Genomic DNA, 15,697 nt, shown 5'->3' with positions numbered 1-15,697 from the left:
ACTGCCTGGGAGAGTAGGACGTAGCCACGTAATCTTTTTTATTTGTTAAGTTTCTTATTTTAAAGTACTATTTTTAAAGTATGTTATAAATGCTTTGTGTAAATACATATAATAGTTTAAAGAGATTGATTCTTTAAATATAGGGTGAGAATCCTTATAGATATGTACCTTTAAAACCTTTAAATAAGAAAGGAGATAGATAAGTAAGTGTCTGTAATTAATAGTTTTATTTTACAATATGGATTAATCTCTGTATTTGTATTAATTATGATTGAGTATGCTTGTTTTCCATTGCCTAGCGAAGTTGTTTTACCCTTGTGTGGAGCAATTGCTGCAAGAAATCATTTTGGATTTTTGACAATTTTAATTTTAAGTATAATTGCAGGTATACTTGGTTCAATATTTTGTTATACAGTAGGAAATTGGGGAGGTAAATCTATCATCAATAAAATAATAGAAATATGTCCAAAGGCAAAAAAAGGAATATTTGCATCTCAAGATTATTTTAACAAATATTCTTCTATTTCTGTTTGCGTATGTAGATTAATTCCTCTATGTAGAACATACATATCTTTTATAGCAGGTATAGCAGGTCAAAATATTATAACTTTTGTAATATCATCTATTGTGGGAATCACCATATGGAATACTTCATTAATCAGTATAGGATATATTTTTTCTGAGAGTTGGGTAAAAATAATGTCACATTATAATGATTATAAATTCCTAGTTCTCATTATACCAATATCTATAATTCTTATTGGCTTTGGTATTAAGTCGTATATACATAAAAAACATCACAGGATAAGATTATAAGAAATAGTGAAGTTTTGTATCATCTTCTGCAGTTACTACAAAATTCAAGTGTTTTAGAAAATTTCTAGTAATCAAAATCCCCGTTTTTATTTCTGTATGAAAACGGGGGTTTTTAATATGAAACGGGTAGTCAATATTTTTAATTTTATAGTGAAAGAACATATTAAGTGATGTGCAGTAGCTAATATATAATTGCTTATACGATTTATTTTTATATGTGTTTATTTTTTCGTGAATATCCAAGTACACTTATTGCAAAAGAAACAATAAATAAGACTATAGTTATAATACAAGCTATCAATAAATAGGATTGAGTCGAAGCTGGAATAGCAGAAAATCCTAAACCATCTTCGAAATATTTTATAAAATAGAAAATAGGAACAACGAAAAGTACTCCTATTGTCTGTGCTGAACGAAAACCGAACCAATATGTAAGAGGTAGGCAAATACCAGTACAAGCAAGTGGCAAAATAATTGCTGTAATAATAGATAATCCAAAAAGATTTATTTCAAAGCTTCCATAGAAAATACTACTTATCAAACTAAATACAACACTTCCTGCTAAACTGAAAGCCAATGTACATATAACAGAAATATACTTGCTTGCCACTATAGAGCATCCACTAATAGGTAGAGCCAATTGATATCTTCTCCAGTTTACATTTTCATCATTTGCGAAACTTATAATATTCTGCATACCTATTGTAATAGAAAGCATAATTGAAGTCATTAGTCCAGCATATATTCCCATATTCATAATGAGAATAGTAATAGCTGGTATTGCAATTATAATAAGTCTCTTATCAATACTTTTTAAAAAGAGATATAAGTCTTTGTAGATTAATCCTCGCATAGTATTCCTCCTTTAATATAGAAAAGCATAATATCTTCTAATGTTGCACTGTCAACAACAATATTTTTATATTTTTTTCTTGTAGCTTCTTTATCCTTGACTAAACATTCTATACTTACATTTGTTTGTCTGCAAATAAGATAATCATCTTTTGAGATAGTTTTAAATTTTTCTTTTCCACATCGAATAATTCCATAATTGTATATTAAATTATCTTTTTGTTCTTCAAAAATAATTTTTCCTTTATGAATTAATACTACATAATCTGCAATTTTTTGTATATCTGATGTGATATGAGATGAAAAGAGAATAGAGTTTTCTTCATCTTGAATGAACTCTAAGAATAAATCCAAGATTTCATCTCTACTAACAGGGTCAAGACCAGTTGTTGCTTCATCTAAGATTAGAAGTTTTGGCTTATGAGCCATAGCACATATAATGGATAATTTCATTTTCATTCCTTTAGAAAATGAACCAATAGTTTTTTCTAATGGAAGATTGAATTTTTTTAAATAATACTTATAAAGTTCATCATCCCATGATGTATATACACCAGAAAGTATTTTGGCAATATGTTTTGCAGTAAAAATATCATGGAAATTGCACTCATCAAAGACAACCCCTATATCATTTTTAATTGAATATATGGTATGTTCTACTCCAAAGATTTCAATTTTTCCATCATCTTTTTCTAATTCATTCAATATCAAGTTAATTGTGGTACTTTTTCCAGCTCCATTCTCACCAATAAAACCGACAATTCTTCCCTTTGGAACTTGAAATGAAACATCTTTTAATGAAAAATCGCCAAAACTTTTACATAAATTGTGAACTAAAACATTATTTTTCTCCATTGTTTTATATCTCCTTAATTTTCATAAAATAATTTTAAAATATTAGTCATCTGCTCATAAGCTATACCATGTGTTCTACCAATCTCGGCGACTTTTTGTAACAATTCTTCTGCTATTCGCAATTGTTCTTCTTGAATAAACTCTTTGTTTTGGCTAGCTACAAAACTACCTTTTCCAGATACAGTTTCAATAAATCCATCACGAGTTAAATCCTCATATGCGCGTTGAACAGTAATTACACTTATATGTAAGTCTTTTGCCAAAGCTCTCATAGATGGTAGCATTTCGCCAGCAGATAGTTTTCCATCCATTATAAAGCTTTTAATCTGTAAACATATTTGTTCATATATAGGTTTATCACTACTGTTGCTAATGATTATTTCCATTTAATCCTCCTGTTACTATATTTTGCGTACTTGGTGTACTGGTTCGATAAGTACAGTATAGACATATAAATAAATATTGTCAAGATAATAAATACAAAACTAAAACAATATACAGTAATCAAATACATTCACAAGGCTCAACTTATAAATCTTGTAACGAGTTGTAATCTGATAATTTTCAACTATTTAACAAAAATAATACATAAGAGATACATATAGATAGTTTTTTCTTTAAAAGAGAGGAAGAGCTGTCATTAATTTATAAAATCAATTTTAGCTTATATCCTTTTATGCTAAAATGGTGTTAAGTAATAAAACAAATACTATTTATATAAAAGGGGTAAGAATATGGATATAATAGATAATCTAAGAGTACAAGGGGTAGATGAAAAGCTTATTGAAGATATAATGTATTTTAGAAATTATTATGGATTAGAAAAAGATTTAGAATATAGAGTAACAAAGTCTAAAACTTATTTTTATGGAAAAGACATATTATCTATGTGTATAGCAGCTTTTTTAGAAGAAGAAAATATATTATTATCAGGACCAAAGGCAACAGGAAAAAACTTACTTGCGGATAATTTGGGTGAGATATTTAATAGACCTCAGTGGAATACATCATTTCATATAAATACAGATAGTTCAACACTTATAGGTACAGATACATTTATAGACAATGAAGTTAAACTTAGAAGAGGTTCAGTTTATGAATGTGCTATTAATGGAGGTTTTGGGGTATTTGATGAAATTAACATGGCAAAAAATGATGCTATAGTTGTAGTACATTCAGCTTTAGATTATAGAAGAATAATTGATGTACCTGGATATGAGAGAGTCAATCTACATCCAGCAACAAGATTTATTGGGACTATGAACTATGAATATGCAGGGACAAAGGAACTTAATGAAGCCCTAGTATCTAGATTTATGGTAATAGACATTCCTCCTATAGAAGAAGATAAGCTAATGATGATTTTAAAAAATGAATTTTCGGATGCAGATGAAGAGAAATTAATTCATTTTGCAGGGATATTTTTAGACTTACAATTAAAATCTCAAAATGGTGAGATATCTAGTAAAGCTATTGATTTACGTGGACTTATGGCATCTCTTAAGACTATAAGGAGAGGATTGAAACCAACTCTTGCAATTAATATGGGGCTTACAGGAAAGACTTTTGATATATACGAGAAAGAAATGGTTGGAGATGTAATTAAAACTAGAATACCTAGTAAATGGGAGAGTACAGATGTGTTTCCAATAAGTCATATTTAATATAGGTGAAATTATGAAATGGATATATGATGATTATGAATTTGAAAATAGAGCCAATAACTTATCTTGGACAATAGCTGGAGACTACAATGAAAATATAGATATATCAGAAAAAGATTATTCTTCAAAGGAAATAGGTCTGTATTTTGCAATAGTTGCAGGTGCTAGAAGAAAGTATGTTGATTGGGATATAGTTAAAAAATATCTTACAAATAGAATACGAAAAGGGTACAACAAAGATATTATATTGGGTCTAATTCAAGTTATATTAAATACAATAGTTGAAGAAAAGGCCATTAAAGATAGACCAGGGATAGAAGATATAAGAAAAAATGCTTATAAAGATATTGTTTCACGTTTTACCAAAATACATAATGACAATATTATGGATAAAATTAAATATGCGTTTATACTTTATAGCATGGGCAAACATCCAGCATTAGACAGTATGACTAGAAGGATAGTTAATGATATAAGAAATATAGATACGAATCAAGATATTATGGAGATTTTAAAAGCATTAGATGTTATATATTTAACTTATTTTGAATATATATTAAATGGAGAAGAAAGCAATTCTACATATGATGAAAATAATGTAAAAGATGTTGAAGTAAACTTTGATACATTTGCTGATTTTATGTATGAAGAACTTTATAGTGATGAAGAAGAAAATATTATTGAAAGTGATATAGACTCAATATCTTCGTCCATGCTTGTAGAAGGAATAGGAGATTTTGATAATTCTCAATCTAATAATTCGGCAGATAGAGTTATATATGTTGATGAAGATACTGCAAATAAAATATATTCAAAAATAGAACATTATTATGGAAAAACTTATTTAAGTAAATGTGAAATTAAAAAGATTGAAACACAAAACTGTAGAAACGTTCATGAAGGTTGTAGAATACACTTTACAGATGGAGTTCTTAGAAGTGAATGTAATAATGTATTTCAACTAAAATATGTAACAAGACAAAAGGAAAATAATTTAGGAAAATTTAGAGAACATGCTAGAATGTATAGACAACAGATAAAGAGATTAAAAGAAAGTCTTGCTAGAATTTTAATAGAAGAAAATGCTAAAACAAGAGTATACTCTGATTGTGGTACTATCTTAGCAAATAGAGCTTGGAAAGTGGGTAGAAGTAATAATAATAAAATATTTTATAAAGATATAGAAAATGAAAAAGGTAAATATGTTATTGATATATTATTGGATGCAAGTGGCTCTCAAAGTAGAAATCAAGGAAATGTGGCAATTCAAGCTTACATAATTGCAAATGCTCTAACAGAAGTTGGAATACCAAATAGAGTTATGGGATTTTCTAGTTTTTTAGATTATACAATATTAAAAAGATTTAAAGATTATGATGATGGGATAAAAAATAGTGAAAATATATTTGAGTATTTTTGTGCTGGTAATAATAGAGATGGTTTGGCTATAAAATCTATATGTAGTGGTCTAATAAATAGAGATGAAGAAAATAAAATTTTGATAGTTCTTAGTGATGGAAGACCAAATGATGTAAAGATAGGAAAAAATAGTGAGAGAACCTTAAGAGGAGAAAAAGCTTATAGAGGGATAGTTGGTTTGAGAGACACAGCCAATGAAGTAAGAAAGGCTAGAAAACAAAATATATTGGTATTAGGAGTATTTACAGGTAAAGAATCAGAGCTTGAAGCTGAAAGATTAATATATGGAAATGATTTCATATATTCGAGAGATATAACTAGATTTTCTGATGTGGTTTCAATGTATTTAAAGAAGATAATTAGAAATTAATAAACTTACAAAAAAGAATTTATATACATAAAAATATAAAAATGAATAAAATCTGTAAAAAATGTAGAAATTTTCACAGAAAAGGTATACAATGATTTATATAGAAAATGATTTAAGAATAAGTTAAAAATTAAATATATAATATTATAGGTTCTTCAAGCAAGATTAATAGGGAAAAAGGTTGAATTCCTTTACAGCCCCCGCTACTGTGATGCAGACGAAACTTTTGTTAGCCACTATGATGATGGATTTTTATATCTCATGGGAAGGAAGAGGAGTAGGAAGAAGCTAAGTCAGGAGACCTGCCTAAAATATTAAAGTAATTTCTTCGGGGATGGAGAAAGTTTCTTATAATAATTATACAGATATATTTATTTTATGTGTTTGTATTTGGATTGTGGAAAATTAGAAGCCTAACCATCGTGTTAGGCTTTTTTATTTTATTAAATAAATCAGACATTTTATTATTTATATTTTAATTATTGGAAAGGGAGAGAGGGGATACTAAGATGAAACAAAATATCAAATTGGGGATTATAGCAGCACTTATGTTAATTATTTTGACTCCAGTTACATCAAATGCAATGCACATAATGGAAGGTTACTTACCAGTAAAATGGTCTATAGCATGGGGAGTTATATTTATACCATTTTTTTTAGTAGGACTAAAATCAATTGGAAAAATAGTAAAACAAGACCCTAAAAAGAAAGTATTATTAGCTCTATGTGGAGCATTTGTATTTGTATTATCAGCACTAAAAATACCTTCAGTAACAGGAAGTTGCTCACATCCTACTGGAGTCGGTCTTGGAGCGATAATGTTTGGACCAAGTGTAATGTTTGTTCTTGGAACTATAGTTTTAATATTCCAAGCATTACTATTAGCACATGGAGGAATAACTACTTTAGGAGCGAATGCTTTTTCAATGGCTATTATAGGGCCAATTATATCGTTCTTAATATTTAAGGTGTTAAAGAAAAAAGATGGAAATAATGCTATGCCAGTATTTCTTGCAGCAGCAATAGGAGATTTGGCCACATATACAATAACTTCAATACAATTAGCACTGGCTTTCCCAGACCCATCAGGTGGAGTTATGGCTTCTGCAATTAAGTTTTTAGGAATTTTCTTTATGACTCAAATACCAATAGCAATAGCAGAAGGTATACTTACTGTAATTGTATATAATTTAATTACAGAAAATGGAGAAAAAAGCATACTAGAAAATAATGATAAAGGAGTTAAAGTTAATGAGTGCTAAAACAAAAACAAAAACTAACATATTATTACTTTTATTAGTAGTGGCTCTTATTATATTTCCATTACTTGTTAACTCAGGTGCTGAATATGGAGGAGCAGATGGTCAAGCTGAAAGTGAAATTACTAAGATAAATCCAAATTACAAACCGTGGTTTAGCAGTCCTTATGAGCCACCAAGTGGAGAAATAGAAAGCTTATTATTCTCTGCACAAGCAGCTTTAGGTGCTGGTGTAATAGGATACATATTAGGTCTTCAAAAAGGAAAGAGAAGTTAATCATGCTTATAATTGATAAATATGCATATACAAATAGATTAAGTAAAGTAAATCCAAACAAAAAAGTAGCCATAGGAGTAATATTTTTGATTGCTTCTATGGTAATACAAAATATATTTATTTTAAGTGGAATTATGATTTTAATGAGTATTCTAGTTGTTTGTGTGGCTGGAATAGATTTAAAAAACTATTTAAAATTACTTAGAATACCAATGTACTTTTTATTTCTTAGCATAGGAATAACTCTTGTAAATATATCTTTTAATAAAGCAGACTTATTATATAGTTTTAAGTTTTTTAGTTTCAATGTAGGAATATCAAAGGCATCTATTGATATGTCTATTCATGTGTTGTTTAGAGCTATGTCTTGTTTGACTTGTGTGTATTTTTGTATACTTACAACTCCTTTTAATCAATTAATATTCTTCTTTAAAAAGTTGCATTTACCTGATACTTTTGTTGAGTTATCAATGTTAATATATAGGTTTATATTCATATTTTTAGAAGAATTTTCAGAAATATACAAGTCACAAGAGTTAAGATTTGGGTATATAAATTTAAAAACTTCATATAAATCCTTAGGAATTCTTGGAAGTATGCTGTACAAAAGACTTATGACAAGGTATGATGATATGTGTATATCATTAGACATAAAATTGTATGATGGTAAATTTCACATAGTAGGGGATAATGATGTTTAAAGTAAATAATTTAACGTATCAATATGAAAAAAATGCCAATGCATTATTGAACATTAATATGGATTTTTCAAAGGGAAATGTTATAGGTATAATAGGTTCAAATGGTTCAGGAAAATCAACATTATTTATGAACTTAATGGGGATATTAAAACCTACATCTGGAGAAATTCTTTTTAAAGAAGAAAAGTTAAAGTATGATAAAAAAAGTTTATACAATCTTAGAAAAAATGTAGGTATTGTGTTTCAAGACCCAGAAAAACAAATTTTTTATTCAAAAGTATATGATGATATAGCATTCGCAATGAGAAACATTGGTATGGATGAAAAAACAATTAAAGAGAGAATAAGCAAAGCTCTAGTAGCTGTTAATGGAATAGATTTTATAGACAGACCAGTACATTTTCTTAGTTATGGTCAGAAAAAAAGGGTAGCAATAGCATCAGTTATAGCAATGGAAAATGAAATTGTATTACTTGATGAGCCTACAGCTGGTCTAGACCCAGTAAGTACTAGGTCTATCGTAGATATAATAAAGGGATTAAATAAAAATAATATAAAAATAGTAATATCCAGTCATGATATGAATTTAATGTATGAAATATGTGATTACATATATGTATTGGATAAAGGGATTTTGATTGATGAAGGAAAGGCAGAAGATGTATTTATAAATGAAAATAATATAATACAAGCTGGCTTAGAATCCCCATGGTTGGTAAAAGTACATAAAAATATGAATTTACCTTTATTTAAGAAAGAAGAAGATTTGTATAAGTATTGGAAAGAAAGAGAACTTAATACAAACATATAATTAAGCCCTAAACCTATTTTTAAAAAATAGATTTATATATAATAACCCTTAACCTAGACCCCTTAAAGGTGCCTTATGATTCCCCAAATCATAAGGTTATTTTTTTGAGTAATAAAATAAATTGTATGGAAAAGTGTTATTTAATTGTAATATATTGGAAATAATCTATTAATATAATACATAATTATAATTTGAAGTAATTCATATTTTAGATTAAAATATATTTATGGCTGTTAACAGGAGGAGAAATATGAATTTAGATACATTAAATCCTGCTCAAAGAGAAGCAGTAGAAAAAACTGAAGGTCCAGTACTTATACTGGCTGGTGCTGGTTCAGGTAAAACTAAGGTATTAACAACAAGAATAGCATACCTTATAGAAGATAAAGGTGTACAAGCACCAAATATATTAGCTATAACATTTACAAATAAAGCTGCAAATGAAATGAGAGAGAGAGTTGAGCAAAACATAGGTCCTGAAACTAAGGATATGTGGATAAGTACATTCCATTCTTGTTGTGTTCGTATACTCAGAAAAGATATAAATAAGATTGGTTACAATAGGAGTTTTGTAATTTATGATTCTGCAGACCAAGTTACATTGGTTAAAGACTGTCTTAAAGAATTAAATTTAAGTGATAAGGTATTTGAACCAAAAGCAGTTATAAGCGCCATTTCAGGAGCAAAAGATAAGCTTTATACTCCAAAACAGTTTAAAGATATCAACATGGCAGATAATAGAATGGTTAAGATTGCAGATATTTATGCTCTATATCAAGACCGTCTAAAAAGAAATAGTGCACTTGATTTTGATGATTTAATACTTAAAACGGTAGAACTTTTCAAAGCTAATGATGAAGTATTAGCGTATTACAGAAGTAGGTTTAGATACATAATGGTAGATGAGTACCAAGATACAAGTAAAGCTCAATATGAATTGATAAAATTATTAGCGAGAGAACATCAAAATATTTGTGTTGTTGGAGATGATGACCAAAGTATTTATGGATGGAGAGGCGCAGATATAAGAAATATACTTGAATTTGAAAAAGATTATGATAATGTACATGTTGTAAAGTTGGAACAAAATTATAGGTCTACACAAGTTATATTGGATGCAGCCAATAAAGTCATATCTAATAATATAGAAAGAAAAAGAAAAAAGCTTTGGAGTGAAAAAAAAGAAGGAGAGCTTATAAAGATACAATTAACTGGTAGCGAAATAGAGGAGGCTGATTTCATTGCTGACTCAATTGCACAAATAGCTAGAAAAGAGAATAGACCTTATAAGGATTTTGCAGTACTTTATAGAGCAAATGCACAAGCAAGACCTGTAGAAGATGCTTTAAATAGAAGTCAAATTCCATACAATATATATGGTGGTACGAAATTCTATGAGAGAAAAGAAATAAAGGATTTATTGGCGTATTTAAGAGTTATTCAAAACCCTCAGGATGATATATCTATAAAAAGAATTATAAATGTTCCTAGAAGAGGTATAGGGCTTAGAACTATAGAAAAAATTGAAGACAGAGCTAATTTAAAACAAGAGAGTATATATTCAGTATTAATTGACATAGAAACAAATTCAGACATATCTACTAAGGCAAGAGCAAGTATAAGTGGATTTGTTGATATTATAGGTACTCTTAGAACTATAAAAGAAGTTTATCCTGTTAGTAAGTTAATAGAAAAAGTTTTGGATACCACAGGATATATGGATGAACTTGTAGAGATAAGAAACAAAAATGAAAAAGATTTGACTGGTAAAGGTGAGGAAGCTCAAGATAGAATTGATAATTTAAGAGAATTTATTTCTATAGCACTAGAGTTTGAAAGTAGTAGTGATGATACTTATGAAAATAAAGATTTAGAAACATTCTTAACTAGTATAGCACTTACATCTGAATCAAATGATGAAGAAGATAATGATAGGGTTTCGCTTATGACAATTCATACATCTAAAGGGCTAGAATTCCCTGTTGTGTTCTTAACAGGTATGGAAGAAGGATTATTCCCTATATCAAGAGCTATAAAATCTATGAGTGATTCACAAATAGAAGAAGAGAGAAGACTTTGTTATGTTGGTATAACTAGAGCTAAAGAAGAACTATATATGTCATTGACGGAGAAGAGAACATTATATGGTAAAACAAATGTTGCAATAGCTTCAAGATTTATGGAGGAATTGCCAGAAGAATGTATAGAACGATTGTACAAAGTAAAAAAAGAGTTGAGTTATTCTAAAGCAAATTATAATATGTTAGATAAATATACTAAAAAGTATATGAATACTATAAGTAAATCTAAGGTTGCAGATAAAGTTAATGCTACAATAAAAGATTCTAATAAAGAAACTAATCCAGATGATATAAAACTTGGTTCTAAAGTACATCATCCTAAGTTTGGGGTTGGGACAGTAGTTTCTATAATTGGTACAGATGTTACTATAGCTTTTGACCAACAGGGAATTAAAAAAATAAATAAAGAATATACAACACTAAATATTTTATAATGGAGGTAAACGAGGAATGGATAGTATAAACTTTGCTAAAAACCTGATAGACTTCATATATGATAGTCCATCATCTTTTCATGCAGTTGATAGTGCTAAGGAAATTTTAGATAAAAATGGATTTGAAGAATTGGTTTTGAATCAGAGATGGAATCTAAAAGTTGGTGGAAAATATTATGTTACTAAAAATTTATCTGCCATGGTAGCCTTTGTAGTAAATTCAGAAAATATAGAAAGAGATGGGTTTAGAATAATAGGTTCTCATTCAGATTCTCCTACATTTAGTATTAAACCAAACGCAGAAATAGAAGCTGAAAAATCTTATTTGAAGTTGAATACAGAGTGTTATGGAGGAGCAATATTGAGTACATGGCTGGATAGACCTCTTGGAATAGCTGGTAGAGTAGTTTTAAAAGGTGATACTATATTAAAACCAAACGAAAGACTTATAGATTTTAAAAAGCCAATTTGTATAATACCGAATTTAGCAATACATTTAAATAGAAGTATAAATGATAGTCATTCATATAACAAACAGAAAGATATGTTGCCTTTAGTTGGCCTGTTAAATGATACATTAGAAAAAGATAATTTTCTTTTAAAACAAATAGCATCTAATTTAGATGTAAATGTGGAAGATATTATAGATTTTGATTTATTTTTATATGAATTTGAAAAAGGAAGTTTAATAGGGGCTAATGATGAATTTATATCTATTGGAAGACAAGATAATCTTGCAATGGTACATGCTAGTTTGAATGCTCTTGTTAATACTAAAGGGCAAAATGGTGTAAATGTAATAGCTGTATTTGATAATGAAGAAGTTGGTAGTTCTACTAAACAAGGTGCAGATTCAAACATGTTGTTAAATATATTAGAGAGAATCTGTCTATCAATGAGTAAGGATAGAGAGGGATTCTTTGAGTCTATTTATTCATCTTTTATGATATCTTCGGATTTAGCTCATGCCATCCATCCAAACGTTCCAGAAAAACACGACCCAACTAATAAACCAGTTATGGGAAAAGGTCCAGTTATAAAGATAAATGCTAGTCAGGCATACACTAGTGATGGATATTCTATAGCTGTTTATAAAAATATATGTAAAGAAGCTAATGTTGAGTATCAAGAATTTGTTAATAGGTCAGATGAAAGAGGTGGAAGTACTATAGGTCCAATATCCTCTACTCACATAGATATACCATCTGTGGATGTGGGAAGTCCAATTTTAGCAATGCACTCTATAAGAGAATTAGGAAATGTTGAGGACCATTATAGTATATATAAAACATTCAGTAAGTTTTTTGAAATATAAATATAAGATAAACAATTTGGAGATGAGACTATGAAATTAGGATTATGCTTAGAAGGTGGAGGAGCAAAAGGGGCTTATCAAGCAGGAGTAGTTAAAGCCTTGTATGATGGAGGAATAAATAAATTTTATTCGATTTCGGGGACATCAATAGGAGCAATAAATGGATATTATTTATACACAGGCAATGTTGATAACTTGGAGAAAATGTGGACAAATATAAAAGATATCCAGAATGGAAATGTGAAAATAGTAAATAATACTGTGGATAATTCTCCTGCTATAGACAATTTAAGGGAACTAGATGATAGTAAAGTTGAAGAAATGAACTTTTATGTTAATTATGTTGAAGTTGATAATAAGGTAGTATCAGAAAAGATTGTTGATGTATCAAAAATATCTCGTAATGAAGCAATTGCAAGTATTTCATACAGTGGGTTGTTACCATCAAATCCAAATGCTACCCTTAGTTTTAAAGAACAATTTGTGAATGATGTGCAAGAAGGAATTTATGATGGTTTCAAATTAGATGGAGGTCTAATTAGGAGTGCATTAATTGAACCACTAATTGGGGATAATGTGGATAAAATTATTTTAATATCCACAAAATATAATTATGAGTTACCAGACGATATCAAAAAAATATATGATGAAAATAGAATCATCGTGGTTAGACCTAATACTCAGTTTGCACCTAAAGATACCCTTAATTTTGATGATGAATTTTGTAAAACTATTTATCATGAAGGATATGAAATAGGAAAAAATATACTTGATAGACTTTAAATTAGAGTATAATATAATAAATGTAATTATGTAATTTAACTAATGAAAAGGAAGGTAATAAATTATGGAAAATAACAATCCTATAGTAACTATAGAAATGGAAAATGGAAAAGAAATTAAAATTGAGTTATATCCAAATATAGCACCAAATACAGTTAAAAACTTTGTATCATTAGTAAATGAAGGATATTATAATGGAATAATCTTTCATAGAGTAATATCAGGATTTATGATACAAGGAGGATGCCCAAATGGTACAGGAATGGGGGGGCCAGGTCACTCTATAAAAGGTGAATTTAGTGGTAATGGATTTACTAACAATCTAAAACACGAAAGAGGAGTTATATCAATGGCTAGAACTATGGCACCTAATTCAGCCGGTTCTCAATTTTTCATAATGCATAAAAATTCACCACATTTAGATGGTCAATATGCAGGTTTTGGTAGAGTAATAGAAGGTATGGATACAGTTGATGAAATAGCATCAGTTAGAACGGACGCAGCTGATAAGCCACAGACTCCACAAATTATGAAATCTGTTACTGTAGAAACTTTTGGAATAGACTACTCAGATGTAGAAAAAAACTAAAACATATATAAAACTAGGTTAAGTTATAAATAAAAGTTAAAAATATATGTTGTTTAATGAAGATAAAGTGAAATGTTGTTATGTCTTTAGACAAATACATTTCACTTTTTTATTTGTTTTGCATGAGGGAAAATTATATATTATAGAATTTTAATTGAAAAATAAAGTTTGATTAAAAAAATTTTACTATGATTGTTTATATTTAAGTTTTGATATAATAATATATTAAATAAATAGATAAGATATGTGGAAAACACTTATTTCAGTATTTTTTGAATTTATTTTATTTACTTTAATTAAGAAAAACAAGTTTTTTTGTAATTTTTATTTACAAAAAAACATTGTTATGGTAATATCTTCTATTTACAATTTCATAACTTTGGTTTACAATAATAGAGACAATAAATCCTAAAAAACATAAGAAGAAAAAAGTGCTTAATATTTGAGAGAGACTGGTTTAGTTTACACCAGCTAGGCCAGTCAAGGAATAATTTAAAGTGTAATATATAATAATGAAAGAGAACATACTATTAGAATTTTCTAATAGTATGTTCTTTTTTTGTATAAATTAGTATTATTATATAAAAATTTAAGACAGTATATTTATAGTTCTGATGTAACTAAGTATGTATTTTAACATAGTATAATATAGACCCAAAATGGAGGGATTATAAATGAGAAATATTATACTTTATTTAAATGATGATACTTTTGTATCAAAAAAATATCCAGATAAAAACTTTAGCCTTTTAGAATATTGCTTGATAGGAACCAAATGTTTAAATACTTTTGTAGAAGAAAAGCTAATTACTTTTTTTAAAGTGAGAATACCAGATATATTAAAAGACAAAAATATATTAAAGGCAGAGTTATTTATTCATATTAATTCAAATAAGAATTGCATTTTTAATGAAAAAGTAGATATTGAAGTGAAAAGAATAAGTGAATATTATAATTCTAGAATTATATCATGGAATGATAAATTGCCTATGGAAAATGTAGGTGGATATTTACCAATTAGTATAAGTGATACATCTAATTATATCTGTTTAAATATTACAGGTGTTGTAAAAGCATGGGCAGTAGGGAAGTATCCTAATCATGGGTTAGCTTTATCTTTAAATTATCCTTATCAGATTCTTGAATTTACATCTAGTAGAGGTTATAACAAACCATATATACTTGTAACATTTGAAGATAGAAATAAAGAGAATTGTTATCCTAAATGTGGGTGTCCTCCAATTAGAATTACAGGCCCAACAGGTCCAACTGGAAATACAGGTCCAAGAGGAGAGAAAGGTTCAACAGGAGCAACAGGTCCAACTGGAGAGATAGGCCCAATGGGAGCAACAGGAAGTACAGGGGCAACAGGAGAAATAGGACCAACGGGTCCAACAGGGAGTACAGGGGCAACGGGAGCAACAGGTTTAACCGGAGAGATAGGACCAACGGGAGCAACAGGAAGTACAGG

The 15,697-nt window shown here is 28.5% G+C and carries 15 protein-coding genes and 1 riboswitch; of the genes, 12 read left to right on the top strand and 3 right to left on the bottom strand.

Annotated features, from left to right (window positions below; genetic code table 11):
- Window positions 1-207 precede the first annotated feature (207 nt).
- Entirely contained in the window at window positions 208-816 is a 609-nt protein-coding gene (locus KGF39_RS17115) for a DedA family protein (RefSeq protein ID WP_054272329.1), read from the top strand.
- Between the two features lie 211 nt (window positions 817-1,027).
- On the opposite strand, the gene KGF39_RS17110 is transcribed toward KGF39_RS17115, so the two are convergent.
- Genes KGF39_RS17110 through KGF39_RS17100 form a run of 3 tightly spaced genes read right to left on the bottom strand, consistent with a single transcriptional unit; the run spans window position 1,028 to window position 2,909 of the window.
- Window positions 1,028-1,669: an ABC-2 transporter permease gene (locus KGF39_RS17110; RefSeq protein WP_227823214.1), complete on the bottom strand. Its 642-nt coding sequence runs from the start codon at window positions 1,667-1,669 to the stop codon at window positions 1,028-1,030.
- Window positions 1,657-2,523 carry an ABC transporter ATP-binding protein gene (locus KGF39_RS17105; RefSeq protein WP_227823213.1) on the bottom strand — a complete coding sequence of 289 codons (867 nt, stop codon included), beginning with the start codon at window positions 2,521-2,523 and terminating at the stop codon, window positions 1,657-1,659. Before KGF39_RS17105 ends, KGF39_RS17110 begins: the two co-directional genes overlap by 13 nt.
- A 14-nt stretch (window positions 2,524-2,537) precedes the next feature.
- Window positions 2,538-2,909, bottom strand: coding sequence for a GntR family transcriptional regulator (locus KGF39_RS17100; protein WP_070480377.1), 372 nt, complete (start codon window positions 2,907-2,909; stop codon window positions 2,538-2,540).
- A gap of 348 nt (window positions 2,910-3,257) precedes the next feature.
- Between KGF39_RS17100 and KGF39_RS17095 the strand changes: the two genes are divergently transcribed.
- From KGF39_RS17095 to KGF39_RS17045, 11 genes are all read left to right on the top strand, one after another.
- Window positions 3,258-4,187: an AAA family ATPase gene (locus KGF39_RS17095; RefSeq protein ID WP_227823212.1), complete on the top strand. Its 930-nt coding sequence runs from the start codon at window positions 3,258-3,260 to the stop codon at window positions 4,185-4,187.
- Window positions 4,188-4,200: 13 nt separating this feature from the next.
- Entirely contained in the window at window positions 4,201-5,976 is a 1,776-nt protein-coding gene (locus tag KGF39_RS17090) for a nitric oxide reductase activation-like protein (protein ID WP_227823211.1), read from the top strand.
- A 131-nt stretch (window positions 5,977-6,107) separates the two neighbouring features.
- A riboswitch (cobalamin riboswitch) is annotated at window positions 6,108-6,301 on the top strand.
- A 184-nt stretch (window positions 6,302-6,485) separates the two neighbouring features.
- Window positions 6,486-7,238: an energy-coupling factor ABC transporter permease gene (locus KGF39_RS17085; protein WP_054272335.1), complete on the top strand. Its 753-nt coding sequence runs from the start codon at window positions 6,486-6,488 to the stop codon at window positions 7,236-7,238.
- Complete coding sequence (locus KGF39_RS17080; protein ID WP_009895390.1) at window positions 7,228-7,512, top strand: energy-coupling factor ABC transporter substrate-binding protein; 285 nt, start codon at window positions 7,228-7,230, stop codon at window positions 7,510-7,512. The genes KGF39_RS17085 and KGF39_RS17080 overlap by 11 nt, the downstream gene beginning before the upstream one ends.
- Before the next feature lie 2 nt (window positions 7,513-7,514).
- A complete protein-coding gene (cbiQ, locus tag KGF39_RS17075; RefSeq protein ID WP_227823210.1) occupies window positions 7,515-8,213 on the top strand; it encodes a cobalt ECF transporter T component CbiQ in 699 nt (232 codons plus the stop codon).
- Window positions 8,206-9,024: an energy-coupling factor ABC transporter ATP-binding protein gene (locus tag KGF39_RS17070; RefSeq protein ID WP_227823209.1), complete on the top strand. Its 819-nt coding sequence runs from the start codon at window positions 8,206-8,208 to the stop codon at window positions 9,022-9,024. The genes cbiQ and KGF39_RS17070 overlap by 8 nt, the downstream gene beginning before the upstream one ends.
- A 250-nt stretch (window positions 9,025-9,274) precedes the next feature.
- Entirely contained in the window at window positions 9,275-11,539 is a 2,265-nt protein-coding gene (locus KGF39_RS17065; protein WP_107594574.1) for a DUF3553 domain-containing protein, read from the top strand.
- A 16-nt stretch (window positions 11,540-11,555) separates the two neighbouring features.
- Window positions 11,556-12,854, top strand: a complete 1,299-nt coding sequence (locus tag KGF39_RS17060) for a M18 family aminopeptidase (RefSeq protein ID WP_227823208.1) — start codon at window positions 11,556-11,558, stop codon at window positions 12,852-12,854.
- Between the two features lie 30 nt (window positions 12,855-12,884).
- A complete protein-coding gene (locus KGF39_RS17055; protein WP_227823207.1) occupies window positions 12,885-13,637 on the top strand; it encodes a patatin-like phospholipase family protein in 753 nt (250 codons plus the stop codon).
- A gap of 64 nt (window positions 13,638-13,701) precedes the next feature.
- The gene (locus KGF39_RS17050; protein WP_227823206.1) at window positions 13,702-14,226 is read left to right on the top strand and encodes a peptidylprolyl isomerase; all 525 of its coding nucleotides are present in this window, start codon (window positions 13,702-13,704) and stop codon (window positions 14,224-14,226) included.
- Between the two features lie 674 nt (window positions 14,227-14,900).
- Window positions 14,901-15,697 (top strand): DNRLRE domain-containing protein (locus KGF39_RS17045; RefSeq protein WP_227823205.1); only part of this gene is annotated, 797 nt, incomplete at its 3' end.

The organism is Clostridioides sp. ZZV14-6345 (assembly GCF_020657775.1).
GTDB classification, from domain to species: domain Bacteria; phylum Bacillota; class Clostridia; order Peptostreptococcales; family Peptostreptococcaceae; genus Clostridioides; species Clostridioides difficile_D.
Note: the sequence above shows the minus strand (reverse complement) of the source record. Positions and strands in the feature narration are given on the sequence as shown.

Excerpts from the sequence above, each read along its gene's own strand:
- KGF39_RS17050 (WP_227823206.1), top strand. The coding sequence starts at position 13,702 with ATGGAAAATAACAATCCTATAGTAACTATAGAAATGGAAAATGGAAAA.
- cbiQ (WP_227823210.1), top strand. The coding sequence starts at position 7,515 with ATGCTTATAATTGATAAATATGCATATACAAATAGATTAAGTAAAGTA.
- KGF39_RS17080 (WP_009895390.1), top strand. The coding sequence starts at position 7,228 with ATGAGTGCTAAAACAAAAACAAAAACTAACATATTATTACTTTTATTA.
- KGF39_RS17095 (WP_227823212.1), top strand. The coding sequence starts at position 3,258 with ATGGATATAATAGATAATCTAAGAGTACAAGGGGTAGATGAAAAGCTT.
- KGF39_RS17105 (WP_227823213.1), bottom strand. The coding sequence starts at position 2,523 with ATGGAGAAAAATAATGTTTTAGTTCACAATTTATGTAAAAGTTTTGGC.
- KGF39_RS17065 (WP_107594574.1), top strand. The coding sequence starts at position 9,275 with ATGAATTTAGATACATTAAATCCTGCTCAAAGAGAAGCAGTAGAAAAA.
- KGF39_RS17070 (WP_227823209.1), top strand. The coding sequence starts at position 8,206 with ATGTTTAAAGTAAATAATTTAACGTATCAATATGAAAAAAATGCCAAT.
- KGF39_RS17055 (WP_227823207.1), top strand. The coding sequence starts at position 12,885 with ATGAAATTAGGATTATGCTTAGAAGGTGGAGGAGCAAAAGGGGCTTAT.
- KGF39_RS17060 (WP_227823208.1), top strand. The coding sequence starts at position 11,556 with ATGGATAGTATAAACTTTGCTAAAAACCTGATAGACTTCATATATGAT.
- KGF39_RS17090 (WP_227823211.1), top strand. The coding sequence starts at position 4,201 with ATGAAATGGATATATGATGATTATGAATTTGAAAATAGAGCCAATAAC.
- KGF39_RS17100 (WP_070480377.1), bottom strand. The coding sequence starts at position 2,909 with ATGGAAATAATCATTAGCAACAGTAGTGATAAACCTATATATGAACAA.
- KGF39_RS17110 (WP_227823214.1), bottom strand. The coding sequence starts at position 1,669 with ATGCGAGGATTAATCTACAAAGACTTATATCTCTTTTTAAAAAGTATT.
- KGF39_RS17085 (WP_054272335.1), top strand. The coding sequence starts at position 6,486 with ATGAAACAAAATATCAAATTGGGGATTATAGCAGCACTTATGTTAATT.